Here is a 25700-nt window from a genome sequence, read left to right as displayed (position 1 = left end):
TTAATATTTAAACTTTAAAGTAATGAAAAAAACAATTTATAATAAAATAGTAGTGGTTGTTGCAATTGCAACAGTGTTCACTGGCTGCAGCGATAGTTTTTTGGAGCAAACAAATCCGAACCAAACTAATGTAGCTGCTTTTTGGAAAACAGCAGATGATTTGTTAATAGGAACAACTTCGGTGTATAATGCTTTAAAAAGCCAAGACATCATGCTTCTTAGTGAAGAAACTAAAAGGAGCGATTTGGCTTTTCCAGGTTTTGGGAAACCAAATACTGGCGATGTCTACTATTTGCAAATTTTTAATAACTCGGCTTCTGCTCCAAATAATAAATGGGGGGCTTTGTATCGCGGAATCTTTAGAGCCAATCAAGTAATTGACGCCTATGATCGAATTTTGCCTACACTGACTAGTGTGACAGATATTGCTCGAGTAAAAGCTTATTATGCAGAAGCTCGAGCTTTGAGAGGGATGTTTTATTTTTATTTGTACTCTTCTTTTAACAATGGCTCTGTGATGTTATTTGAACATGACCCATCAGATACAAACGATTTTCACAAGCCATTAAGCCCAGCCGCAACTATTCAAAAGTTTTACCTTGATGATTTGCTATATGCAAAAACGAACTTACCAGCTACAAGAGCTACAGCCGAGAAAGGTAGAATTACAAGTACTGCAGTTACCGCTTTGATGGGGCAAAGTTATTTGTTTGAAAAAAATTATATTATGGCAGCCTCGCTTTTCAAGGAGATAATTAATAATACTAGTTATTCTTTGGCAGCAGATATTGGCAGCAATTTTACAACTAGGGACGAACATAATTCTGAATCTATTTTAGAAATTAATTATTCTACTGATTTTAAAAATGGAATTAGTGCCAATGATCTACAGCAAGTATCTAATACACTAGGTAGCGCAATGGCTCCCGGAAATCTAGGAGGTTTTAGAACAGTATTGCCGTCATCATGGTTAACTATGGCGTATAAAAAAGACAAGCCTGACACTAAAGATCCTAGAAATATGGCATTGTCATCTGATGGAGTCACTGTAAAAGCAAGAAAATATAGTTTAAGAGCTTCTCAGTCTTTAGCTTTAGCAGATGATGATTTTACACCGTATTATTTAACTCCAAATGCTGGAGAAGGAACACTTTTTAACGGATCTGAACCAGGGTATTTTAGAAAATACACGAACTGGGATATTGTGAGTAATGAAAAAAATGTTGCCTCAACATTTTACCGTTCTGGAATAAATTTCCGCGTTATTCGATTAGCTGATGTTTATTTGATGTATGCTGAAGCAATGATAGAAGGTGGTACAAAAGAGGCAGGTTTATCAGAGGCTTTGTTATATGTAAATAAAGTGAGACATCGTTCGGCGGTACAATTATTGGGTCCTGATGGATCTGGTGAATTTCCTTCCAATGACCACGATAATAGTACCTATACAGCTGCTACATTAATGAATCATTTAATGTTTACAGAACGTCCATTAGAATTAGCGATCGAAGGTCATGCTATCAGAACAATTGACATGAGAAGATGGGGAATTGCAAAAGCTCGTTTCCAGGAATTGGCAACAAGAAGATATTATGTGACAGATCATTTAATCCCTGTAAGTTTAGTTACTGGTAAAGCTATAACAAGATTTGGTGCTTTATTAAGTGATAATGATGATCCTGTTCCTACTCCTGTAAACGGTACGGTTCTAGTAAAACCTAATATTACTTTTAACGAATTTGGAAACACTGCGACAAACTTTGATCCAACTAAGCATTCGTATTGGGATATACCTAGTAGTGAACTAACCTCTAATAATTCGTTCACAAATTAATTTTTTTAAATAATTAAAATAATAGATTATGAAAAATAAAGTTATAATAATCCTTTTGATGATAGCTGGTATATTTACAAGCTGCACCGATAATACATACGAGGCGCCACCTGCTTTTTCTGATGTGGGATGGTACACTAGTGCTTTTCAACAAGAAAATTTTGTTGTTGCCAAAGGACAATTCGCTTCATTTACAGATGCGTCAGTTGGTACTTTGGATCATACCTGGACAATTGAAGAAGGTAATTCTTTTTTGAAAGGTCCAATCGCATTAAAGGAAACAAAATTTGATAGTTATATCATTTATCCAGGAGCTGTAGAAACTACCGATAAAACAATACATGTGTATTTTAAAAATGAGGGTTTCCAGAAAGTGAGATTATACAATACGTTCAACGACTACGTAGCGTACAGATATAAAACTTTTGCAATTGCTGCCAAAGCTGCAGTGGTTGCCAAAGCTGCAGTTCCTGCTACAGGTGATGCCCCTGCAGTTCCTGCTGTAGCTGCTGCTCCTGCTGTTGTTGCTGTTCCAAGAATGGACGCCGTTTTACCAGCAGTAAAAGTTGGTGACAAATGGGTTATCGACTATACGTTCAATGTAAAAGTAGTGGATACTATTGTGGCAAAAATGCAAGTAACCCAAACGGTTGCAGGAGTAACAACTACGGTTTCTCATCAAAATGCAACAGATGTAATTACAATCAAAAAAGGAACAAGACTCCAATTTATTGATCTAACAGAAAAAGGTGATCCAACTACACGTACATGGAAAATAGGAGCTGCTACATTAACTTTAAATAATACTGCAGCAATTCCTAATAACAACAATGGTTTGCTGATTTTTAATACTGTAGGAGATTTTAAAGGTACATTTACTGCAAGTAGAGCTTCAACAGCTGCAGGTGCCTTACCGAATGATACTGATATCTATAATATACCAGCAACATTTAGAGTAGTTCCGTAAGGGTATAATAGTTTGTTTATACAAATATATGTTTCAAAAGAGACTGCTCGAAAAGTGATTTTTGGGCAGTCTCTTTTTTTTACTTAAATAGCACTTTTATTTAAATGGCTAAAATTAATGAAGTAATTTAATCAGTCTTTGAAAATTTGAAACCATAGCCGAATAAACAGAAATAAAACAAATTGTCTGTATATGGTAATTTAAAATATTAGGGTATTATGCCGATACGTTGCCTATAACTAAAGCACCCATCCCAAAGCGTTGGGACAGGGGTTTTTGAACTTTATTGGAGCAGTAATCGATATTATCAGATTATTTAATACAATAACATTTCATTAGAAAAGTGGTATTCAAAAAAAAAGTCTGCTTATATAGCAGACCTTTGAATTTTAATATATACTAGGATATTTAGTTGGATTGACTTCATGCATCATGGCATAAGCCTTCTCGTAAATATCTTCTATTGACGGTTTAGAGAAGTAATCACCATCCGTTCCGTAAGCTGGGCGATGTGCCTTAGCTGACAAAGTTTGTGGTTTGCTATCTAAGTATTTATACGCATCTTGTTCTTCTATAATTTGCTGTAAAATATAAGCGGAAGCGCCACCAGGAACATCTTCGTCAATTATAAGAAGACGATTGGTTTTCATGACACTTTTAACGATGTCATGTTTGATATCAAATGGAATCAATGATTGCAAATCGATCACTTCACATGTAATTCCTATTTCTGATAATTCTTTGGCAGCTTCCATCACCAAACGCAGAGTAGAACCATACGAAACTAAGGTAATGTCACTTCCTTCTTTAATAGTTTCAACGACACCAATAGCGGTTTTGAATTCACCATAATTGATAGGTGTTTTTTCTTTAAGACGATAACCGTTTAAGCATTCTATAACAAGTGCGGGTTCGTCACATTCCATTAATGAATTGTAAAAACCAGCAGCTTTAGTCATATTTCTAGGAACTAAAACGTGAATTCCTCTAATAGAGTTTATGATCATTCCCATGGGAGAACCAGAGTGCCAAACCCCTTCCAATCGGTGTCCGCGAGTACGAATGATTAAAGGCGCTTTTTGTTTTCCAAAAGTTCTGTATTGTAAAGTGGCTAAGTCATCACTTAAAATTTGTATGGCATAGAGTAAATAATCCAAATACTGAATTTCAGCAATAGGTCTTAACCCTCTCAAAGCCATTCCGATTCCTTGTCCAATAATGGTAGCCTCTCGAATTCCTACATCGGCAACGCGTATTTCACCATACTTTTCTTGAAGTCCTTCTAATCCTTGATTCACATCTCCAATTTTTCCAGAATCCTCTCCAAAAATTAAAGCTTCGGGATATTTGGTGAAAATAGCGTCAAAGTTATCTCTAATAATCATACGCCCGTCCGAATCAATAATATCTTCTTCTTCAGGATATTCAGGAGCTACTTCTTTAGCTGAAAATACATTCCATTCCGATTCAGAATATAGTTTGGTACTGAAAGCATCGCGATATTTATTTGCAAAAGATTTCATCCATTGTACTAGTTCGGTTTTTTCATCACCAGCAGTATATAAGCGATTTGCTTTACGAGCAGTTACTAGAATTTCTTTCTTTAAAGGTTCTTTAATTCCGTTTAGTTTTTTGGCATGAGCCAAAATTACTTTTGGATTTAAAGAAGCATGAGCTATTTTTTCTAATATGGCAACAAGTTCTTTTTGTTCCTTAATAATTGGAGTGATAAAAGTAGTCCAAGCTTTCTTTTTAGCTTCAACAACTTCTTTTTTAGCTTGAGCATCAATGATATCTAATTCTTCAGGAGAAGCGATATTGATGGCAATCATCCACAATCGCATTTGTCTCACGCAATCATATTCTTTTTCCCAATCCAAACGCTGCTTACTTTTGTATCTCTCGTGGGAACCTGAACTAGAATGTCCCTGAGGTTGTGTTAATTGCTCCACGTGAATAACTACAGGAATGTGTTGCTCACGGGCAATCTTTTCCGCTTTTTCATAAGCAGCAATCAAATCCGAATAATCCCAACCTTTAACTTTTATTATTTCTAAGCCATTGGTATTAGCTTCTTTTTGAAATCCTTTTAAAATTTCGGATATATTTTCCTTAGTTGTTTGGTGTTTGGCATGTACAGATATACCGTACTCGTCGTCCCAAATACTAATGACCATAGGAACTTGTAGTACTCCAGCAGCATTGATTGTTTCAAAAAATACGCCTTCGGATGTACTGGCGTTTCCTATAGTTCCCCAAGCAATTTCATTTCCTTGATTAGAAAAATTATCTTGATTGGGTATGTTTGTAATATTTCGGTATATTTTAGAGGCTTGGGCTAAGCCTAAAAGTCTGGGCATTTGAGCCGCAGTAGGAGAGATGTCAGCACTAGAATTTTTTTGTTGCACAAGATTTTTCCAACTACCATCCTCGTTCAAACTATGCGTTACAAAATGGCCTCCCATCTGTCTTCCTGCTGACATGGGTTCTTCGTTGATATCCGTGTTTCCGTATAAACCAGCAAATAATTGTTCAGGAGTTAATTCTCCGATGGCCATCATAAAAGTTTGATCTCTGTAATATCCAGAACGAAAGTCTCCATTCTTGAAAAATTTCGCCATAGTTATTTGCGGCAATTCTTTTCCATCACTGAAAATTCCAAATTTAGCTTTCCCGGTTAATACTTCTTTTCTCCCTAACAAACTGCATTCCCTACTTGTTATAGCAATGGTATAATCATTCAATACTTCTGTTTTGAAATCTTCAAAGGTTAATGCAGTGTTGCTTTTTTCTTTTATCATCATATATGAAGGTATAGCTTAATTATTGCAAATTTACTGAAAAACTAGGGAATTTCATAATGCAATAAAAAAAATATAGATTTAATTTTATTGAGGATTATGTATGTATTTGTGTATTTTTGACGATTATTTTGTTTTTTAACACGGGATAAGTAAGTATTATGCAATTAAATAAAATTAAATGCATAATTTTTTAAAACCATTTTCGATTGAATAGATTTAGGAAGATTTTAGGTGATAAAGTAACTATAAAACGGATTTTTTCATTGTAATTGTTATCATTAATTTCCCATCCGTTTGAAGAGTAGACAGGAAGATACACTTCAAAATAATCAGTTACTAAATTCAACCGAATTCCACTATCAAATACAAAACGATCGCTGTGGTATTTACTTTTTAGATAACCAACATCACCATAGACTTCTACCCAATTCCAAATGCCATAACCTCCATTTAAAGTAGTCATCCATTGGTTTGCTAAAGGAGTTGCTAGTTTAGATTTGAATGCCCCTTCGGCAATAATTATTTGTTGGCTAAAAAAACCAGTATCTTCAGACCTTCCATAATAATTATAATCAAACATATAATCTGTAGGTCGATCCAGTGAAAAACTAAAGAAATCACTGTTAGTGTTATTATGAATAAAAGCTCCTGCATACCATCGAAGATTCATTTGACGGTTATTTTCAAATAATTTCCGATAAGACACTTCGGCAATAGCTTTGCTGAATTTGCTAGATACTTGTATTTCAGACATAAAGCTAAAGTGATTAGTTACCTCTGTTTTAGTATTGAAGTATTTAGCATTGAAAACGGAATAATTTTCGTTAAAATCAGATTTGATGATTTGGCTTACTTCACGATTTACTAAAACTTGTCGAAGATAAATTAACTCTTTGCGATTGTCTCTAAAGTCATTATCTCTAATACGCAATTGAATTGAAGGATTGAATTTAAAATAGGTAGCATCAGGCGCATAATGAAAATAAGAACCTGATAAGGCATATTTAGCGTTAAAAAGTGTGCTATTCCTGTAGTTATGATTGATGGATATAGAACCTGATCCTGAAAGAGACTCCGTATTTGTAGAATAGGCAGGAGTAATATCAAAAATAAAAGGTTTGTCGAGGATTGTTTTATTATGCAAACGCATTCCTAAGATAAAGCCATCATAAATGTTAAACTCGATTGTTGGGACATATAAAATTTGATTGTAATAAGGATCTTCTAAATCCTTCATCAATACAAATTTCACGGGACGATTGTTTGGAAAAAAACCTTTCAAGGACTTCCAGTTGTTTCTCAAATTGTATTCAGGAACTTCATTTTTGTAATTAAGGACAATTTTGTCAGCCTCTTTTCGCTCAATGGTATAGAGACTGTCTTTGTCTTGGAAATTTAACCATTTTTTAAAGACAATTTCACCATTTTTTATTCCATAAATAGGCATAGGAACAACAACTCCTGTTTTGTTTTTAATTGAAAACGAGATGCTATCTTGAGTTTTAGAAAAAGAAGCGAATTTATAATCAATCGCTTTTCGAGAGTTGATAATAGTACTGAAAAACCAGTTAATGTCCTTCTCTGAATTTTTCTTTAATATACTTTCAAAGTCATCTTTTTCAACATCTAATCCTTGTTTGCTCAAATACAATTCTCGGATGCTATTAGGAACGGTATTTTTTTCTAGGTAATTATCTAAATAACGTAAACTTAACCCAGCTCTATACTTGCTAGCAATCTGTTCGTTGAATTTTATTAAAGCATCTTTTGGAGTATTTAAGGGTTGGTCTAAGTTTTTTCTAGCCATAAGCATATAAAAATAGCTGTACTGCTCGTTGAAATCTAGATTGGTTAAGTTAAAACTTTTCAAGAGTTTAAAGCCTGATGCGCTCCCTAACATTTTACTATTGGGATGATTCAACTCAATATATTTCATCATGGCATATACTTGAATAGCATCATGAATCCAAGCTTCTTTCCTATGGTCGATAAACAAACTGTTGTTTAGATAGGTATTCAAAAAGGTTTTCAAAAACTTTATTTCGTAAGTGAAATTGTCTGAAAAAGGTCTGATAAAAGCGGGTAACTGATTTAATCCATAAAAGGGATTTCGTTCATAGTCGGTTTCTGAAATTACAATTTTCTCAAAAGGATATTTGCCAATAGTTGCGTTTGCAAACTGGACCACACAATCTATAATTTGCGATTTCTGAATGGAGGAAATTTTATTATCATCAATATTAGTTAGAACAGTTAATCCGTTAGATTGGTAGCTTTCAAAAGTCGGAATAGGTTCAATATTTAAGTTGAAGTCTGTTCGGTTTTTACCAGAAATTTTATAAATAGTACTATTGTTGTCACGAATAAAGTTCTCATTGTTTAAGTCTGTAGTGATGAAATTATTCAAAGGAATTTTCAGTTCAATGTCAAAATTAGAAATAGCATTGGCAATATCGTCAAGATTTTCATTGTTGTATTTTACAAAGTTATGATTGGTGTATCGGGCAGGAGTGAGGAACCAATTTTTCAAATTCATTCCTTTTTTTGTATCATACCCATACTTTGTAAAAACATCACTAGGTATTTTTACAACATAAGTAAGTTGCATAGTTATTTTTTCATTAGGAGCCAGTTGTTCTCTCAATCGAACATGAACTACATCAGGAACAGTTGTGTTTCTGTTCCAAGAAAGAAATAATTTGTTCTGATCTATAACGGTTAGGTTTTGCGTACTGCCTCTTTCTTCTTCTTTTGCCAAATGGAAACCTCGGTAAAATTCATCTGAAAAACGTCTAGCCAAGGCCGAATTCACATTAGAGTAGGCATTGTTCCAATCATTCAATACAATAGTGTTGATGGTGTCAGTTGATTGATTGAAAAAAGTGATTTCTTGTTGAATGTTTAGGATTTTATCTTCAATATTTACTTCAACAAACATTTTTGAATGATGTTGACCGTACTGTTTGATTGAAAACAATAAAAGAAGCAATATTTTGATAGGTAATTTCAATGGGGGCGGTATTTAATATCACTAATATACATTAAATAATAGAAGTAAAAAGGGATTTGTAGTTTTATGAATCTCTAAGTTTTTTTTGAAGAAAAATGGATGGAATAGAGGAAGTATAAATTATAAAAAAAAGCTACTCATAGGAGCAGCTTTAGCCTTAAAAATTGGGTTTCAAATTGTATTTTTTATAGAAAGTATCTAAAACAGTAACAACTTCATCAGCAGTGTCTACAATTTTAATTAAATTCATATCTTCTGGACTTACGGTTTTTTCACCTTCAATTAAAACGGTTTTAATCCAATCTACTAATCCTGTCCAAAAATGTGTTCCGACAAGTATAATAGGAAACTTGGCGATTTTTTTAGTCTGAATTAATGTTAAAGCTTCAAATAATTCATCCATGGTACCAAAACCACCAGGCATCACGACAAAACCCTGCGAATATTTTACAAACATTACTTTGCGGACAAAGAAATAATCAAAATTTAAATTCTTGTCCGAGTCAATATAAGGGTTGAAATGTTGCTCAAATGGTAAGACAATATTCAGTCCCACAGAAGGACCACCGCCTAAATGCGCTCCTTTGTTACCCGCTTCCATAATTCCAGGTCCACCACCAGTAATAACCCCATAACCAGCCTGACTTATTTTAAAAGCTATGTTTTCGGCTAGTTGATAAAAAGGATCTTCAGCTAAGGTTCTCGCGGATCCAAAAATTGTAACACAAGGACCAATTCGTCCCATGTTTTCATACCCATTGACAAATTCGGCCATTATCTTAAAAATTGCCCAACTGTCATTGGTTCGTATTTCATTCCAAGTTTTTTGTTTTAAACTATCTTGGATTACTTTTTCTTCGTCATTGTCAAAATCTTCAAGTCTCATAAAATAGAAAGTTAATAGGTTTAGTAATAGGTTTAGGAGTCAGTTCTAGTCTTTTTCTTTGAAGTTCAGTTCAGTTGTACACAAAAAAAACAAAATGTAATTATAATGATTTTTGCTGTAAGACCCCGAAACTAGGCTAGTGAACTGCTAACGAATATAGCTTTTTTTAAAGAAAAATCCAATAAAAGAAGCCTATTTATTTTTTTAAAAAAAACTGATAAAGACTTTATTGTTTTTGATTCTAGTACTATGTTTAAGGGATATTACGTATTAGCTTTTATTTTACAAATAGGTTAATACTTCTTTTGTCACATTGAGCGCAGTCGAGATACTTTAATGAAGGAAAGCTGTTGTCTAATTATTTAGATAGCATTCTTAAATCTTTAATTAGGTCCGTTTTTGTTTGTCAGATCGAGGAGTAATTTTTATTCTAAAAAAAGCAATATAAAATGACGTTATTTGAATGTTAGCACTTCTATTTCCCCTCTTGAGAGGGGTTAGGGGTGTTTTTTTTTTTTTTTTTTTTAAGTATCTGTAAATTATGTATTTAAGCTAAAACATCATAGGTAGCGCAGTAGTGATGCTATGGTATTTTACTCTGTAATTAATTTTACTGATGTATCAATAATATTGTTCACAAAATGCAAACCTACGCTACCAAAATCTATAAATCTGTAAAGTGGGATTCTAAAAATTTAAATATACTATAGAAGTAAGGAGTCCAATGACTACAAGAATACTAAACCCTATTAGTAGTGGTTTGCGAATGGTTTTTTTTGATAATGAAATCCCGTATATCATTTTCAAAAGATTATTGCTCGTTACAGCGTTGATGACAGCCATTGCAATTACACCGTTAGAGATATTCCATTTCCCTTGAAAAATATTAATTATAAAGGGGTCAATATCGGTAACACCTACCACGAAAGAAAGAATTTTAATTCCTTCCGTTCCATAGTTTGTGTTTACATATCCGGTCAGCATAGCAAAAACAATAAAAAGTACACCAAATATAAAAGCAGTTTTAATTTCGAGTGGATTTGAATTGGATTCTATGGAATAGGATTTCTTATTGTCTTTGTTCTTTATTTTATCTAATCGTAAGTAGTAGAGTGCTATTATTGTAGATGCGATTGTGAAAACAGCAAATGAAGGCGCTAGAATTAGAGCAATTGCCTTGTTGAACAAAAGAGCAAGAATGAAAATCCGAATAAACATCATTGTTGTTGCTAGAATAATGGCCGCACTTATTTTATAATCTTCATCTAGTTCCTTGCTTTTCCTTGCTAATATGAATGTCGTGGCTGTACTGCTATACAACCCGCCTAATATTCCAGTGAGCACAATTCCTGAATTTGGAAAAACAAACTTTTTTAGCAAATAACTCAAATAGGATATAGCTGATACCGCTACAATAGCTAACCAGAATTTATAAGGTGAAATGGTAATAATTTCAGAAATGGGTTCGTCAGGAAAGAGCGGAAGTATCACACCAGCAATTACAAGAAATTTTGCCAGGGTAATGAACTCATTCGCATTCATACTTTCGGAAAATTTAAAGAGTGTTTCCTTCATTTCTACCAAAACCAGAACGGTGACTACCAATAAAATGGTAAACCAAGCAGGTTGTGTATAGATGATAGGAGTCAGGCAGTAGGTGATAAGTGCGACTATAATTGAGGTAACTCCATAAGTGTTTTTAAGGGCTATTTTATTATAATAAAAAATAGCTAATAGTAATCCGATTATGAGTCCACCACCCATAAATGGAATGAGCGTTGTGGGACTAATGGTATATAAAACAAAGCCTAAAATTCCAAAAAGAGTATAAGTTCTATCCGTACCAAAAATACTTTCCATTGATGATTTTGCAAAATGTCTGCGTTGCTCTAAACCGATTATTAAAGAGAAAAGGACAACAAGTACAAAATTGATTAGTTCCTTAGGGAATAGGCTTAATATTTCGGTGTAGTTTACCATAATTAATAATTTGGGTTAAAAAAAGCCACTTGTATTGCAACAAGATTATTATTTTTAATTTGGTTCGGTATTAAGTTTATGTAAATAAGGGAGACATACTAGTTAAAAGTACAAAACTTTAATAGAATGAAAAATATTTTTTAGATCAAAAAATGTTCTTAGCCTGTAATAATACTTGTAATTTTACTTTTCAGGTGAGGAACTACTTTCTGTCCAAACCATTTATTTTTTGCTTGCCAAATATTATTTCTTGGCGAAGGATGTGGTAAGGGAAAGTATTTAGGCAAATAGTTTTCGAATTGCTGTACTGTAGTGGTCAAATTGATTTTTGTATGCAAATAATAGTTTTGAGCCGTTTTACCAACCAACAAAATCATTTTTACATTTGGCATGGATTCCAATAACTTCTCGTGCCAAAGCGGTGCACATTCAGGTCTTGGTAGCAAATCTCCAGATTTTCCAGTTCCAGGATAACAAAATCCCATGGGAATCAAAGCAAAAATATCAGGATTATAAAAAGTAGCTTTATCAACGCCTAACCAGTTTCGTAAGTTGTCGCCACTTTTATCATTCCACGGAATACCTGTATTATGTACGATTCTTCCCGGCGCTTGACCTATGATTATAATTTTACTTTTAGAACTAGCCGCAACAATTGGATTAGGACCCAGTGGAAGGAATTTTTCACATACTGTACACGCTCTTATTTGTTCCAAAAGTACCTTCATGGCTAATTGATTTAGTAATGACTGAAGTTGATATAGCAAGATACTCAATTTAAATGTTTGAGTGAAGTTGATAATAAAAATTTATCAGATTGAGCGAAGTCAAGAGTTCTTTTAGGCTGAAAGTGAATTTAAAAACGAGTCTCGACTGTACTCGACTTGATAATATTACTCGTGTATAAAGAAAAATAGTTGTCAGATTTAGATGAGATGTTATAACTCCTCTTTTTATTCTTAACTCAATCTGCGGGTAAAATTAGCAACTCCAAACTATTAAAGTTAGGTCAAGCAAAGGATTACTAGTCCATAATTTTGGAAAATAGCCTACGCTTTTATAAAATTAATTTTTCAACCCTTGATTCGCATTGTTATTAAGGGGTTTATGGACTTAAACCGTTTAGTGTACCTACAAGTATCATATCCCTGACTTCGTTTTTTATGATTTTCTCAATCAATTAAAGAAAGCAGCTGTATGAAAAACTGATTACTCTAGCTCATTGTATTTAAGTAACGATTTTGGCGTCTTTATTATCGAACAACAATGATTACTATAAAGTTTAACTAAAAGTTATATTATTAAAACCATATGAATCGAAAATTAGACCTAAAAGAAAGTATTTTTGTATTTCAGTTTAATTAAAATCGAAACTTATGAGCCGAGTTACCACTTTCGTTTTTGCATTGTTTTTTGTTCTTTTTAGTACTAATTCAGTTTCCGCACAAGAGGATGTGAATGTTGATGATATAGTCAAGGAAATGCAGGTTGCAATGGGAGGCGTTACTAATTATAATAACACCAAATTTATACAATGGGATTTTGGAAAACGAAAACTTTTTTGGAATAAATGGACAGGAGATGTGCGCGTTGAAAATCCAGAAGACAATCAGATTATTTTTGTAAATGTGAATACCTTAAAAGGGAAAGTGTATGAAAATGGTTCCTTGGTAGAAGATGATAAAAAAGCGAATAGTTTATTGAAAAAAGCTAAAAATTGGTGGATTAATGATTCGTATTGGTTAGTGATGCCTTGGAAATTACAAGATCCAGGAGTAACACTTACATACGTGAAAACTGAGCAATTGCCTGACGGGAATACTGCTGATGTTTTGCAAATGACATTCAGTGCAGTTGGAGTTACGCCAGAAAATAAATACTGGGTTTATGTAGATCAGAAAGAGCAGTTGATTAAACAATGGTCTTACTTCAAGAGTTTTAATGACCTAGAACCAAAATTTACTTTGGCTTGGGATAATTATCAAAAAGCGGGTAACATTTTGTTATCTTATAATCGTTCCAAAGGAGCAAATGGCCCTAGAAATGTAGTTGTTAAGTCTGAGTTTGACTCAGCTATTTTTTCAAAATTGTAAACTTTTTTTAGTTACTATCGCAAGCCTGATTTTTTCGGAGACTTCGTGAAAAAAACTACTCATTTTACACACAAAAATAGAACCATAAATTACACAAATCACACAAATTATTTTGTCGCGATTGATGTGATTTGTGGTTCACTTCTTTACAGGATTTCTAGAATTGTTTTTTTTTAATTAACAATAATTTACGGTTGAAACTTTGTCTTTTAATGACAGATACAGCTGTATTATCTTTATATTTGCTATTCTCATTAAACACGATTTTTCATGTCTTCGAAATCTAAATTTGACTCTCTATCTAAAAAGTTAGACGGAACACTTCTATACGATGAACTTCATAAAATACTATATTCCACAGATGCTTCGGCCTATAAGTTAACACCCGAGGCAGTTGCTTTGCCAAAATCGGTGGACGATATTGTGAAAATAATGTGTTTTGCTAAGGATAATCAGTTGTCGATTACACCTAGAACAGCGGGAACTTCGCTTGCTGGACAAACGGTAGGAAACGGAATTATAGTCGATGTTTCCAAGCATTTTACTAAAATTGTGTCTTTCGATAAAGAAAAGAAAACAGTAACCGTGCAACCAGGAGTGATTCGAGACGAACTGAATATCTTCCTGAAACCACACGGATTGTTTTTTGGACCCAATACTTCAACATCCAATCGTTGCATGATTGGCGGAATGGTAGGGAACAACTCTTCGGGAACAACTTCGATTCGTTATGGGGTGACGCGTGATAAAATTATAGAAATAAAAGCCGTTTTGAGTGATGGTTCGAAAGTAGTTTTTACCGATTTAACTTCAGCTGAGTTTATCGAAAAAACCAAAGGCGATACCTTAGAAAATCAGATTTACAGAAAATTATACGAAGAGTTAGCCGTTAAAGCAACTCAAGACGAAATCATAAAAGAATTTCCGAAACCAGAAATTCATAGAAGAAATACCGGTTATGCCGTAGATATTTTATTAAAATCCGATTTGTTTGGCGGAACAGAACCGACCATAAACGTTGGGAAATTGTTGTGCGGAAGCGAAGGTACATTAGGATTTACAACCGAAGTAACTTTGAAAGTAGATGTTTTACCTCCTTCTAATAACGTGATGGTGGTGGCACATTTTCATACGATTCAAGAAAGTTTAGAAGCCGTTGTAGTTGCTATGAAACATCATTTGTACACTTGCGAAATGATGGACGACACGATTCTAGATTGTACCAAAACGAATAGGGAACAAGCTAAAAACCGATTTTTTATCGTGGGCGAACCCAAAGCCGTTATGATGCTTGAAGTAGGTTCGTACGAAAGCATGGAAGATGCACAACAACAAGCCGATGCCTTGGTAACCGATTTGGAGAAAAACAATTTTGGCTATGCCTTACCAAAAATATATGGAACCGATATTGACAAAATCAACGAACTTCGCAAAGCTGGTTTGGGGCTTTTGGGTAGTATTGTAGGAGACAACAAAGCAGCCGATTCTATCGAAGATACCGCAGTTGAACTGAGTGATTTACCCAATTATATTGCCGATTTTTCAGCCATGATGGAGCGTCACGGACAAAGTGCGATTTATTACGCTCACGCGGGAGCAGGAGAAATTCACTTGCGCCCCGTTTTGAATTTAAAAACAAAAGAAGGTATTTACCAATTTAGAAACATTGCAACCGAAGTAGCCGTTTTGGTCAAAAAGTACAGAGGTTCGTTGAGTGGAGAACATGGTGACGGAATCGTACGTGGCGAGTTCTTACCGTTTATGATTGGGGAACAAAACTACGAATTGCTCAAACGCATCAAATTGGCTTTCGACCCATATTCGGTTTTGAATATGGGGAAAATTGTCAATGCCTTAAAAATGGATGAAAACCTCCGTTTTGAACCCGGAAGAGTAGAACCAGAGATACAGACAATTCAGGATTTCTCAGATAGTATGGGAGTTTTACGTGCCGCCGAAAAGTGTAATGGTTCTGGCGATTGCCGCAAATTACCATCGGCAGGAGGGACACTTTGCCCAAGTTACCGCGCCACCCGAAATGAAAAAGATACCACCCGCGCCCGCGCCAATGCCTTAAGGGATTATTTGACCAATTCTGAAAAAAGCAATAAATTCGATCACGAAGAGCTCTATCAAGTATTTGATTTGTGCGTAAGCTGTAAGGCTTGTGCCAGCGAATGTCCGAGTAATGTCGATATCGCCTCCCTAAAAGCCGAGTTCTTATTCCAATACCAAAAAGCCAATGGGTTTTCGCTTCGTTCCCGAATTTTCGCTAACAATGCGAAGCTGAATCACCTTGGAAGCGGTTTTCCGTCATTTACCAATTGGGTTTCCAATTTGTCTATAGTCAAGAGCATGATGGGTATAGCACAAAAACGAGAAGTCCCTCACTTGGCTAAAATCACTTTTAGAGATTGGTATGAAAAGCAAAAAGAATCGGTGATTCAGGATACTTTAATCAACAATAAGGTCTATTTATTTTGCGATGAATTCACCAATTATTATGATGTTTCGGTAGGAATCGATGCATTCGAATTGTTGACGACGCTTGGATACGAAGTCGTAATTCTCAATCATGAAGAAAGTGGTAGAGCTTATTTATCGAAAGGTTTTCTAGAAGAAGCTAAAGAAATAGCCAACATCAATATCGAAATATTCGCAGACGTAATCACAGACAAAGCGCCACTTATCGGGATCGAGCCTTCAGCAATTTTATCGTTCAGAGATGAATACCTACGCTTGGCGGTGGACAAGCCAAAAGCCGAAAAATTGGCCAAAAATGTATTTACCATCGAAGAATTTTTCAAAAACGAAATAACAAAAGGCAACATCAAAGCCGAACAATTCTCAGACCAAGCCAAAGAAATAAAAATCCACGGCCATTGCCACCAAAAAGCATTGAGCACCGTAGAAGCAACTTTCGCCATGCTGAATATCCCCAAAAATAATACCGTGACCATTTACAATTCCGGTTGTTGCGGAATGGCAGGTTCTTTTGGATACGAAAAAGAGCATTACGACATCAGTATGCAAATGGGTGAAGACACCCTGTTTCCGAAAATTCGTTCCACAGCCGAAACCACCGAAATCGCCGCCGCAGGAACCAGTTGCCGCCACCAAATTTTTGACGGAACGAGTAGAAAGGCACAACATCCGGTGAGTATTTTGAGAGGGTGTTTGAAGTAGGTTTTTTGAAGTTCTTAGTCCTTAGTCTTTAGTCCTTAGTGAATTAACGTGTTTAGTGATTCTTTCAGATAGACAAACTTTGTCGAAGTAGATTGGGTTTATGTAAAAAAAAGGCAGTTGTTGCTCGTCAACAAGTGAGGTGTTTTACGTGATTGCTTTCCCGAAAAATCGGGACAGGCTGTTCCTCGCAAAGACTGAACGGTACCGTTTGTCGGTTTACATTACGCATAGTTTGGTGCTTTTAAGCGCCATAACTTATATGAACTTTTATTTATTTAGAGAGTTTCTATACATTTATAGACAAAGAAAAACTTATATGTCTCATATGGTTTAAATTTTTTTGCGGCTAGTTACAAAATGTAGTCATTCATACGTAGCTATAAAAGTTTAAAGGCAATGAAAAACTTATATGTCTTATATGGTTTAAAAAATGCCAATCGTTGTATTTTTCTCTGCGTATCTTTGTGAAATAAAAAACAAAACATGGACTTATTCACTCCAGACTTAGACACAAACCACAATCTTTTACCCAAAGACGGAACAGTCAATTATTATGGATTCTTGTTTTCGCAACAGGAGGCAAATCACTATTTGGATATTTTGTTAAACGGAATAGACTGGAAACACGACGAAGCCATCATCATGGGGAAACTAATTGTCACCAAACGCAAAGTAGCTTGGTATGGCGATAGTGCTTTTGAATACACTTATTCTAATAGAACCAAAAAAGCAATGCTTTGGACACCTACTTTATTAGAACTCAAAGCACGGGTAGAGGAAAAAACGGGAGAAACCTTCAATTCTTGTTTACTTAATTTATACCATTCGGGTGATGAAGGCATGGCTTGGCATAGTGACGGAGAAAAAGACTTGAAAAAGAATGGCGTAATTGCTTCATTGAGTTTTGGAGTAGCTCGAAAATTTGCTTTCAAGCATAAAGAAACTAAAGAAACCGTTTCGATAATTTTAGAAAATGGCAGTTTGTTAGTCATGAAAGACGAAACTCAAACGCATTGGCAACACCGATTGCCTCCAACTAAAAAAGTATTAAAACCCAGAGTGAATTTGACTTTTAGGACAATTGTTCGATAGAATAAAGTAGTTCAGTGGCAGCTTTTTAGTTTCCAGTCTCAGTCTCAGTGTTCAGTTGCGAGTAGGTTATAAGAATATTTCAGCTTTTAATTTCCGCAATTTATTTTTGTTCGATAATTTTCATTTTTGACGTTACGAATTCCCCTCTTGAAACCGTTTAAGGTTCAACGATTCAAAAAAAACAAATATAAACTAGAGTTATAGGGGCTGGGGATATTTTTTTGTTTGAAGAGAGGAATTTTAATTTTTACGTGAATTTAAACAGAAGCTCAAATTAGATTAATTTCCGCAATTTATTTTTGTTCAATAATTTTCATTTTTAACATTACGAATTCCCCTCTTGAGAGGGGGTGGGGGGGTGTGGTTTTAATTGATTCCCAAATCATCAATCTATTATAATATGTAATAAAATCCCAAATCCCTGCCCCAGATAGCAGCGGCAGCCCCGACTGAAAAACGCTGTTTTTTACGGGAGAGGCAGAGCGACCGGAGGAAGCTACTGCAGCGACCTAGTAAAAAAAGCGTTTTGAAAGAGGGCTAGAGCGGAGAGCTGGAAATAGGCACTTATTTTTAGTATTCAGTCTCGGTATTCAGTTTACAGTCTGTGGGAGTAGTATTGTGTCTCTATTTTTTACATTTTCCGTAAAAGATTGGTGGTCTTTGCGGCTTCTTTATGTACTTTGTGTTTAAATAACTCCAATATTAGTCGCAAATTCTTAACAAAAAACCTCAAACTTTAAAGTTTAAACAAAACTTAATTCCTTAATTTTGTAATCGCAAAAATTAATATACATTATAAAAAATATACTATGAGTTCATTTGACGTAGTCATCATTGGTTCTGGACCAGGCGGATATGTATCAGCTATTCGTTGTGCACAATTGGGTTTTAAAACTGCTATTGTGGAGAAATATTCTGCTCTTGGAGGTACTTGCTTAAATGTAGGATGTATTCCTTCGAAAGCATTGTTGTCTTCGTCTCATCATTATGCTGAAATTAAGCATTTTGAAGATCACGGAATCGAAATTTCTGGAGAAGTAAAAGTGAACCTAGAGAAAATGATTGCTCGCAAACAAGCGGTGGTAGATCAAACTTCAGGTGGAATCAACTACTTGATGGATAAAAATAAAATTACGGTTTTCAATGGTTTGGGTTCGTTTATAGATGCGACTCATGTTGCCGTTACTAAAGCGGATGGTTCGTCAGAAACGATTGAAGGTAAAAATATAATTATAGCAACAGGTTCTAAACCATCTTCTTTGCCTTTTATAAAACTCGATAAAGAAAGAGTAATTACTTCTACTGAGGCTTTGGCTTTGAAAGAAGTACCTAAACACCTTGTAATTATTGGTGGTGGAGTAATCGGAATCGAATTAGGACAAGTGTATTTACGTTTGGGAGCGCAAGTTTCTGTGGTGGAATATATGGATCGAATTATTCCAGGAATGGATGCTTCTTTGTCTAAAGAATTAACGAAAGTGTTGAAAAAACAAGGAATGAAGTTTTATACGTCTCACAAAGTACAGTCGGTTGAAAGAGCTGGTGATGTAGTAACTGTAAAAGCGGAAAACGCTAAAGGTGAAACAATCACTCTTGAAGGTGATTACTCTTTGGTTTCTGTTGGTCGTCGTCCTTATACAGATGGATTAAAAGCTGAAAATGCAGGTGTAAAAATGGCTGAAAGAGGTCAAGTTGAGGTAAATGATCATTTACAAACTTCGGCTTCTAATATTTATGCAATTGGTGATGTTGTTCGTGGAGCGATGTTGGCGCATAAAGCGGAAGAAGAAGGAACTATGGTTGCTGAAATCTTGGCAGGACAAAAACCACATATCGATTACAATTTGATTCCAGGGGTTGTTTATACTTGGCCAGAAGTGGCTGCAGTAGGACAAACGGAAGAGCAGTTGAAAGCGGCTGGTATCGCTTACAAATCGGGAAGCTTCCCTTTCAAAGCTTTAGGACGTGCGAGAGCAAGTGCTGATTTGGACGGATTTGTAAAAATCCTTGCGGATGCTAAAACGGATGAGGTTCTTGGTGTTCACATGATTGGAGCAAGAACAGCTGATTTAATTGCTGAAGCGGTGGTTGCAATGGAATACAAAGCGTCTGCTGAAGATATTTCTAGAATGTCACATGCTCACCCAACGTTTGCAGAAGCAATCAAAGAAGCGGCATTGGCTGCAACTGATAATAGAGCATTACACGTTTAATTTAAACGTTTTTGTATAAATTACAAACCCTGCTCAGCAATGAGCAGGGTTTTATTTTTTATATGTGTTTTGTTTTTAAGCAAAAGTGAAGAAACATGTAATACTAATAATATTTATAAAACAGTTCAATTGTCAGTTCGAGTGTAGTCGAGAACCGCTATTACATCTCGATTGCAGTCGATCTGACAAAAATTAGATTGGATTATATTATATTGTATTGGTTTTTGGCGTAAAATGATTTATTCGTTCATTTTAAACAATTTTTTGTAGTTTTTCCAATGGGTGTAAATCAAGAATATATTACCTCCAAAGGCAAAAACAGCAAGAGGAAGATTCTCAGGAGTTAAGAAATAATTGATTAATAAGATATTGAGAGAAACGGGAAGAATAACCAAATTAGCCAAAGTGACAAATTTCCCTGTGACAAAGGCTAAGCCACTAAGTAGCTCTGTGACTTTAGCCAAAGGAATTAAATAAGTCGAAGCGATTAGTCCCACTTGGAATGCTTTGAATTCCCCTGACGACACTGGTTCAGGACTCAAGTGAAAAAAATAACTAATTGAGGTATAGAGAAACAAAAGCCCAAGCATCGTACGAATGATAATGGTTGCAATTTTCATAATATAGAGTTTTAGTGGTTACAATGTAAAATTCACAATATATCCTATCGGCATCAATCAAGTATAAATATAAGGGTTGGTTTTAGAGTATAATCGTATTAAAGCCAGCGTCTTACTGTAAAATTACAAAAAAAGGAACGGATTTTTCTTAAATAGACTAATTATAAGGATGTTTTTTGTTGTAATTTTGAGTTTTAAAGCAAAAATCAATTGAGATTAATAGTAAATAAGACTGTTGCCGACCTAAAATTGTTTAAAAAACAACTTTTGACTTGGTCGCAACACTATCGAGAAATCACTTTTTTAGACAGTAATGATTATCCGCAAGAATATTCCACTTATGATTGTGTACTTGCTGTGGATGCTTTTACGTCTATAAAAACAGATTATCATAATGCCTTTGAAGATTTAAAGCAATATCAGCAAACGACTAGAGATTGGCTTTTTGGGTACTTGTCTTATGATTTAAAAAATGATACTGAAGATTTAAAATCAACCAATTTTGATGGTTTGCAATTTCCTGATTTGTTTTTCTTTCAGCCTAAGAAGTTGTTTTTGATAAAAGGGGAGACGGTCGAAATGCAGTATTTGCATTTTTGCGATGATGAACTGGAGGATGATTTTCAGGAGATTTTAAACACGCCACTTTGGTCGAATGTAGCCGAAACATCTTTGGATATTCAACAACGAATTTCGAAGGTGGATTATCTGCAAAAAGCAACAACATTGTTAAAACATATTCATCAAGGAAATATATATGAAGCCAATTTTTGCATGGAGTTTTATGCAGAGAATGTTCAGATTAATCCTTTAGAAACTTATTCGAAATTAAACCAAATTTCGAAACCACCTTTTTCTGTTTTCTTCAAAAATCACAAGCAGTATTTATTGTCCGCTTCGCCTGAACGGTATTTGAAAAAGACAGGAGAAGACATTATTTCACAACCGATTAAAGGAACAGCGAAACGTTTTGAAGATCCAGAAGCAGATGAAAAATCTAAAAGAGATTTAGAAAACAACCCAAAAGAACGCGCCGAGAATATCATGATAACCGACTTAGTTCGTAACGATTTATCGCATACTGCACAACGTGGTTCGGTAAAAGTAACGGCATTGTGTGAGATCAAAAGCTTTTTGCAAGTGCATCAAATGATTTCAACTGTTACTTCAAAACTAGATTGTAACCACACTGTAATAGATGTGATTAGAAATAGTTTTCCAATGGGAAGTATGACGGGGGCGCCCAAAATTTCGGCTATGAAAATCATTGAGGAAATGGAAGAAACCAAACGAGGTTTGTATAGCGGAGCAGTTGGGTATTTTACTCCCGAAGGCGACTTTGATTTCAATGTAGTGATACGAAGTATTTTGTATAATCAAGAAAAGGAATATGTTTCCTTTTCGGTTGGGAGTGCCATTACAGCGCTTTCAGATCCGGAAAACGAATACGAAGAATGTTTACTTAAAGCCAAGGCCATGCGCCAGGTTTTGGAGTAATAATTACTTTAATGAATTGCTAATTATCAGTCTGAGCTTGTCGAAGACCTTTTTAAAACGAAATTCATATTATAAATTGCACTTCGACAAGCTGAGTGTGACAGTAGGTTAAATGATTATAGTTGTAAAAATAAATCAAAATGTTTGAACTTTTTAAAAAACAGCTTTCTAATAAATTTCCGTTTTTGGAAACCAAAAAACTATTGCTTGCTACTAGCGGTGGTTTGGACAGTATGGTGATGCTCGATTTATTTCAAAAATCAGGCCATGATATAGCCATTGCGCATTGCAACTTTCAATTACGCGGTTTGGAGAGTTTTGGAGATCAAAATTTTATTCAGGAATATGCGGATAATAGTGGAGTTCCCATTTTTGTAACGCAATTTGATACCACGGCTTTCGCCAAAGACTTCAAGCTTTCGACCCAAGTAGCGGCACGAGAGTTGCGATACAACTGGTTTTACGAATTGCTAGAAACCGAAGAATACGATTATATTTTGACTGCACATCATGCCGATGATAACCTAGAAACCTTTTTGATTAATTTGAGTCGTGGGACAGGACTGGAAGGTCTTACCGGTATTCCAGAGCATAATGGTGATATAGTTCGTCCATTGTTAGCTTTTACGCGTCAAGATATTTTGGAATATGCACAATCGAAAAACATAGCTTGGAGGGAAGATAGCAGCAATGCATCTGATAAATACTTACGAAATAAAATCCGCCATGATTTGGTTCCCTTGTTGAAAGAGCTGAACCCTCAGTTTATGGATACTTTTCAAAAGACACAATCCTATTTACAAGATGCTTCGGTCATGGTTGAAGATGCTTCTATAATGGTGTATCAGCAAGTGGTGAGTCAAGAGGATGAGATTTTTTATATTGATTTGTTGCAGCTTTTAAAATTACCAAATTACAAGTCTTATTTGTACCAATGGTTGAAGGATTTTGGATTTCATTCTTGGGAAGATATTTACGACTTGGTGGATAGTTTGTCAGGAAAGCAAATTTACTCGTCTCATTTTAGATTGCTAAAGGATAGGGAACAGTTGATATTGAGTCCGATTGTTCTTGATGAAGAGGATGTACAGTATTTTATAAATCAAAATGAACAAGACGTTAATGTTCCCTTAAAACTGTCTTTAAGAAAAGTGAATGCGATTACCAATCCTTGTAATACCAGTATATTTGTCGATGAAGAGGTGTTAGAATTCCCTTTAGTTTTAAAAAAATGGAAAGAAGGCGATATTTTTCAACCGCAAGGAATGGGCGGGAAAACTAAAAAGCTGAGTAAGTTTTTCAAAGACGAAAAATTGTCTTTATTAGAAAAAGAAAATACTTGGGTTCTTTGGTCTGGCGATTCAGTGGTTTGGATTATTGGCAGGAGGGCAGACGAACGCTTTAAAGTGCAAACGAAAACAAAAAACATAATAAATATTCAATTGGTATAATGAAGAAGATATACTTTTTACTACTTACTATTTTGGCTTTCGCCAATGTAAATGCTCAAATTTTAGATCCAGCTAAGTGGACGACTTCTATTGAAAAGAAAACTGACAAAACGTATGTGTTGACCTTTAATGCTGTAATTGAAAAAGGTTGGCATTTGTATTCGCAATTCACGCCTGATGGCGGTCCATTGGCTTTGGAAGTGGAATTTAAATCTCAAAAAGGAAATTATACGCTTATTGGTAAAGCTAAAGAAAGTAAAACCAAAACAGTTTTCAATGATATTTTTGAAGTCAACGAGACTTTTTTCGAAGGCAAAGTACAAATTCAGCAAGAAATTAAGTTGGTAAATCCTAAACTCACAAAAGTTGATGCAGTATTAAACTACCAAGTTTGTAAAGAAGTTTGCATCAATCAAGAGAAGAAATTTAGTTTTACGATTCCGGCTTCTGCAAATGAAACGGTGATTCCAGTAGTTGAAAAAAAGATAGTCGATTCTACTATGACTGATTCTTTAGTTCCAAGTTTAGGAGAAGCTAATGTACGGGTAATTAACAATGCAGAAGCCGTTATTGAATCAAACCCTTTACTACAAAAGGAAACTCAAAAAGGACTTTGGTCCATCTTTTTTATTGCGTTTTTATCTGGTTTTGCGGCTTTATTGACGCCTTGTGTGTTTCCTTTAATCCCCATGACGGTTAGTTTTTTTACCAAACAAAGTAAAACGAGAGCAGCCGGAATTCGCAACGCCATTTTTTACGGAATTTCGATTATCGTGATTTATGTAGTTTTGGGATTAATAGTCACGACCATTTTTGGTGCAGGAGCTTTAAACGCCCTATCGACCAATGTTTGGTTTAACTTGATATTCTTTGTATTGTTGGTCTTTTTTGCCATTTCCTTTATGGGGGCTTTCGAAATTGTATTACCAAATTCTTGGGCAAACAAAGTCGATTCGCAAGCGGATAGAGGTGGCATAATTGGGATTTTGTTCATGGCCTTGGCTTTGGCAATTGTTTCTTTTTCATGTACTGGTCCTATTGTTGGGACATTGCTCGTTGAAGCGGCTTCTAAAGGGGGTATTGCGCCGATTGTAGGTATGTTTGGCTTTTCGTTGGCTTTGGCATTGCCTTTTATGTTTTTCGCTTTATTTCCGGGTTTTTTACAATCGTTACCAAAATCAGGTGGTTGGTTGAATACCGTTAAAGTGTTTTTAGGATTCTTAGAATTGGCTTTGGCGTTTAAGTTTTTATCGAATGCCGATTTGGTTTTGCAATTGCATTTGTTAGAAAGAGAAGTATTCTTGGCAATTTGGATTGCGATATTTGGAGTTTTGGCTTTCTATTTATTTGGAAAAATAAGTTTACCACACGATAGTCCAATCACGCATATTTCGGTTGGTAGAACGATGATGGGATTATTAGTGTTGACGTTTACGATTTATATGATTCCAGGATTGTGGGGAGCGCCTTTGAAATTGATTAGTGCTTTTCCGCCACCCATGGAATATAGTGAAAGTCCACATGGGGTAGGAGGTTCGGCAACTTTAGCTACGACTGATTTACCTGAAGGAGCTAAAATAGGCGTGCATGGCTTGACTATTTTTGAAGATTACGACAAAGGTTTGGCTTATGCCAAAACAGTCAACAAACCGATTCTATTGGATTTTACAGGCTATGCTTGTGTGAATTGTCGAAAAATGGAAAACAATGTTTGGTCTGATTCGAAAGTGTTGTCTATTTTGAAAAAAGAAGTCGTATTGATTTCGCTTTATGTAGATGATAAAAGAGCTTTGCCAGAAAGCGAGCAAACGGTTTCTAAAATAACCGGTGCCGACATTGAAACCATTGGTGATAAATGGACCGATTTTATGATTTCGCGCTATAAAACGAATACGCAACCTTTGTATGTGTTGACAGATTTGGAAGGGAATAGTTTGAATACATCGCAACCCACGATAAGTTATGTTGGTATTGAAGTATATGAAAATTGGTTGAAAGCTGGGATTTCTGCATTTTAGGGATTCTAGTTTTGAGATATAAAAAGACCTCGTTTTAAGGATTTAAAAC

At 35.1% G+C, this 25700-nt stretch carries 15 protein-coding genes; 9 read left to right on the top strand and 6 right to left on the bottom strand.

What is annotated here, in order from left to right; translation table 11 throughout:
• Positions 1-22 precede the first annotated feature (22 nt).
• Both ABZP37_RS13140 and ABZP37_RS13135 read left to right on the top strand, forming a co-directional pair.
• On the top strand, positions 23-1834 hold the full coding sequence (locus ABZP37_RS13140; RefSeq protein WP_366183584.1) for a RagB/SusD family nutrient uptake outer membrane protein: 1812 nt from the start codon (positions 23-25) through the stop codon (positions 1832-1834).
• A gap of 28 nt (positions 1835-1862) precedes the next feature.
• A complete protein-coding gene (locus tag ABZP37_RS13135; protein WP_366183583.1) occupies positions 1863-2801 on the top strand; it encodes a hypothetical protein in 939 nt (312 codons plus the stop codon).
• A 389-nt stretch (positions 2802-3190) separates the two neighbouring features.
• Here the strand turns inward: ABZP37_RS13135 and ABZP37_RS13130 are convergent, their stop codons facing one another.
• The 5 genes from ABZP37_RS13130 to ABZP37_RS13110 form a co-directional block, all read right to left on the bottom strand.
• On the bottom strand, positions 3191-5602 hold the full coding sequence (locus ABZP37_RS13130) for a thiamine pyrophosphate-dependent enzyme (RefSeq protein ID WP_366187538.1): 2412 nt from the start codon (positions 5600-5602) through the stop codon (positions 3191-3193).
• 193 nt (positions 5603-5795) lie between these two features.
• Entirely contained in the window at positions 5796-8615 is a 2820-nt protein-coding gene (locus ABZP37_RS13125) for an aminopeptidase (protein WP_366183582.1), read from the bottom strand.
• 157 nt (positions 8616-8772) lie between these two features.
• The gene (locus ABZP37_RS13120; RefSeq protein ID WP_366183581.1) at positions 8773-9501 is read right to left on the bottom strand and encodes a TIGR00730 family Rossman fold protein; all 729 of its coding nucleotides are present in this window, start codon (positions 9499-9501) and stop codon (positions 8773-8775) included.
• A gap of 687 nt (positions 9502-10188) precedes the next feature.
• Entirely contained in the window at positions 10189-11481 is a 1293-nt protein-coding gene (locus ABZP37_RS13115; RefSeq protein ID WP_366183580.1) for a DUF4010 domain-containing protein, read from the bottom strand.
• A 158-nt stretch (positions 11482-11639) separates the two neighbouring features.
• Positions 11640-12209: a uracil-DNA glycosylase family protein gene (locus tag ABZP37_RS13110; RefSeq protein WP_366183579.1), complete on the bottom strand. Its 570-nt coding sequence runs from the start codon at positions 12207-12209 to the stop codon at positions 11640-11642.
• A 648-nt stretch (positions 12210-12857) separates the two neighbouring features.
• On the opposite strand from ABZP37_RS13110, the gene ABZP37_RS13105 reads away from it, so the two are divergent.
• The 4 genes from ABZP37_RS13105 to lpdA all read left to right on the top strand — a co-directional run bounded on the left by ABZP37_RS13105 (position 12858) and on the right by lpdA (position 20065).
• Positions 12858-13574 carry a hypothetical protein gene (locus ABZP37_RS13105; protein ID WP_366183578.1) on the top strand — a complete coding sequence of 239 codons (717 nt, stop codon included), beginning with the start codon at positions 12858-12860 and terminating at the stop codon, positions 13572-13574.
• 270 nt (positions 13575-13844) lie between these two features.
• Positions 13845-16760: an FAD-linked oxidase C-terminal domain-containing protein gene (locus ABZP37_RS13100; protein WP_366183577.1), complete on the top strand. Its 2916-nt coding sequence runs from the start codon at positions 13845-13847 to the stop codon at positions 16758-16760.
• 483 nt (positions 16761-17243) lie between these two features.
• Positions 17244-17852: an alpha-ketoglutarate-dependent dioxygenase AlkB gene (locus ABZP37_RS13095; protein ID WP_366183576.1), complete on the top strand. Its 609-nt coding sequence runs from the start codon at positions 17244-17246 to the stop codon at positions 17850-17852.
• Positions 17853-18661: 809 nt separating this feature from the next.
• Complete coding sequence (gene lpdA, locus ABZP37_RS13090; RefSeq protein ID WP_366183575.1) at positions 18662-20065, top strand: dihydrolipoyl dehydrogenase; 1404 nt, start codon at positions 18662-18664, stop codon at positions 20063-20065.
• Between the two features lie 239 nt (positions 20066-20304).
• Here the strand turns inward: lpdA and ABZP37_RS13085 are convergent, their stop codons facing one another.
• Positions 20305-20685: a DoxX family membrane protein gene (locus tag ABZP37_RS13085; protein ID WP_366183574.1), complete on the bottom strand. Its 381-nt coding sequence runs from the start codon at positions 20683-20685 to the stop codon at positions 20305-20307.
• Between the two features lie 210 nt (positions 20686-20895).
• Here ABZP37_RS13085 and ABZP37_RS13080 point away from each other — a divergent pair, with 210 nt between their 5' ends.
• The 3 genes from ABZP37_RS13080 to ABZP37_RS13070 all read left to right on the top strand — a co-directional run bounded on the left by ABZP37_RS13080 (position 20896) and on the right by ABZP37_RS13070 (position 25651).
• The gene (locus ABZP37_RS13080) at positions 20896-22182 is read left to right on the top strand and encodes an anthranilate synthase component I family protein (RefSeq protein ID WP_366183573.1); all 1287 of its coding nucleotides are present in this window, start codon (positions 20896-20898) and stop codon (positions 22180-22182) included.
• 140 nt (positions 22183-22322) lie between these two features.
• Positions 22323-23633 carry a tRNA lysidine(34) synthetase TilS gene (gene tilS, locus ABZP37_RS13075; protein ID WP_366183572.1) on the top strand — a complete coding sequence of 437 codons (1311 nt, stop codon included), beginning with the start codon at positions 22323-22325 and terminating at the stop codon, positions 23631-23633.
• Positions 23633-25651 (top strand): cytochrome c biogenesis protein CcdA, encoded by a 2019-nt coding sequence (locus tag ABZP37_RS13070; protein WP_366183571.1) that lies wholly within the window; start codon positions 23633-23635, stop codon positions 25649-25651. Before tilS ends, ABZP37_RS13070 begins: the two co-directional genes overlap by 1 nt.
• Positions 25652-25700 lie beyond the last annotated feature (49 nt).

It is taken from the genome of Flavobacterium ovatum, assembly GCF_040703125.1.
Taxonomy (GTDB): domain Bacteria; phylum Bacteroidota; class Bacteroidia; order Flavobacteriales; family Flavobacteriaceae; genus Flavobacterium; species Flavobacterium ovatum.
This window is presented reverse-complemented; position numbering and strand designations above follow the sequence as displayed.

Coding starts and splice junctions, on each gene's coding strand:
- ABZP37_RS13140 (WP_366183584.1), top strand. CDS start 23: ATGAAAAAAACAATTTATAATAAAATAGTAGTGGTTGTTGCAATTGCA.
- ABZP37_RS13135 (WP_366183583.1), top strand. CDS start 1,863: ATGAAAAATAAAGTTATAATAATCCTTTTGATGATAGCTGGTATATTT.
- ABZP37_RS13130 (WP_366187538.1), bottom strand. CDS start 5,602: ATGATAAAAGAAAAAAGCAACACTGCATTAACCTTTGAAGATTTCAAA.
- ABZP37_RS13120 (WP_366183581.1), bottom strand. CDS start 9,501: ATGAGACTTGAAGATTTTGACAATGACGAAGAAAAAGTAATCCAAGAT.
- ABZP37_RS13115 (WP_366183580.1), bottom strand. CDS start 11,481: ATGGTAAACTACACCGAAATATTAAGCCTATTCCCTAAGGAACTAATC.
- ABZP37_RS13110 (WP_366183579.1), bottom strand. CDS start 12,209: ATGAAGGTACTTTTGGAACAAATAAGAGCGTGTACAGTATGTGAAAAA.
- ABZP37_RS13105 (WP_366183578.1), top strand. CDS start 12,858: ATGAGCCGAGTTACCACTTTCGTTTTTGCATTGTTTTTTGTTCTTTTT.
- ABZP37_RS13100 (WP_366183577.1), top strand. CDS start 13,845: ATGTCTTCGAAATCTAAATTTGACTCTCTATCTAAAAAGTTAGACGGA.
- ABZP37_RS13095 (WP_366183576.1), top strand. CDS start 17,244: ATGGACTTATTCACTCCAGACTTAGACACAAACCACAATCTTTTACCC.
- lpdA (WP_366183575.1), top strand. CDS start 18,662: ATGAGTTCATTTGACGTAGTCATCATTGGTTCTGGACCAGGCGGATAT.
- ABZP37_RS13085 (WP_366183574.1), bottom strand. CDS start 20,685: ATGAAAATTGCAACCATTATCATTCGTACGATGCTTGGGCTTTTGTTT.
- tilS (WP_366183572.1), top strand. CDS start 22,323: ATGTTTGAACTTTTTAAAAAACAGCTTTCTAATAAATTTCCGTTTTTG.
- ABZP37_RS13070 (WP_366183571.1), top strand. CDS start 23,633: ATGAAGAAGATATACTTTTTACTACTTACTATTTTGGCTTTCGCCAAT.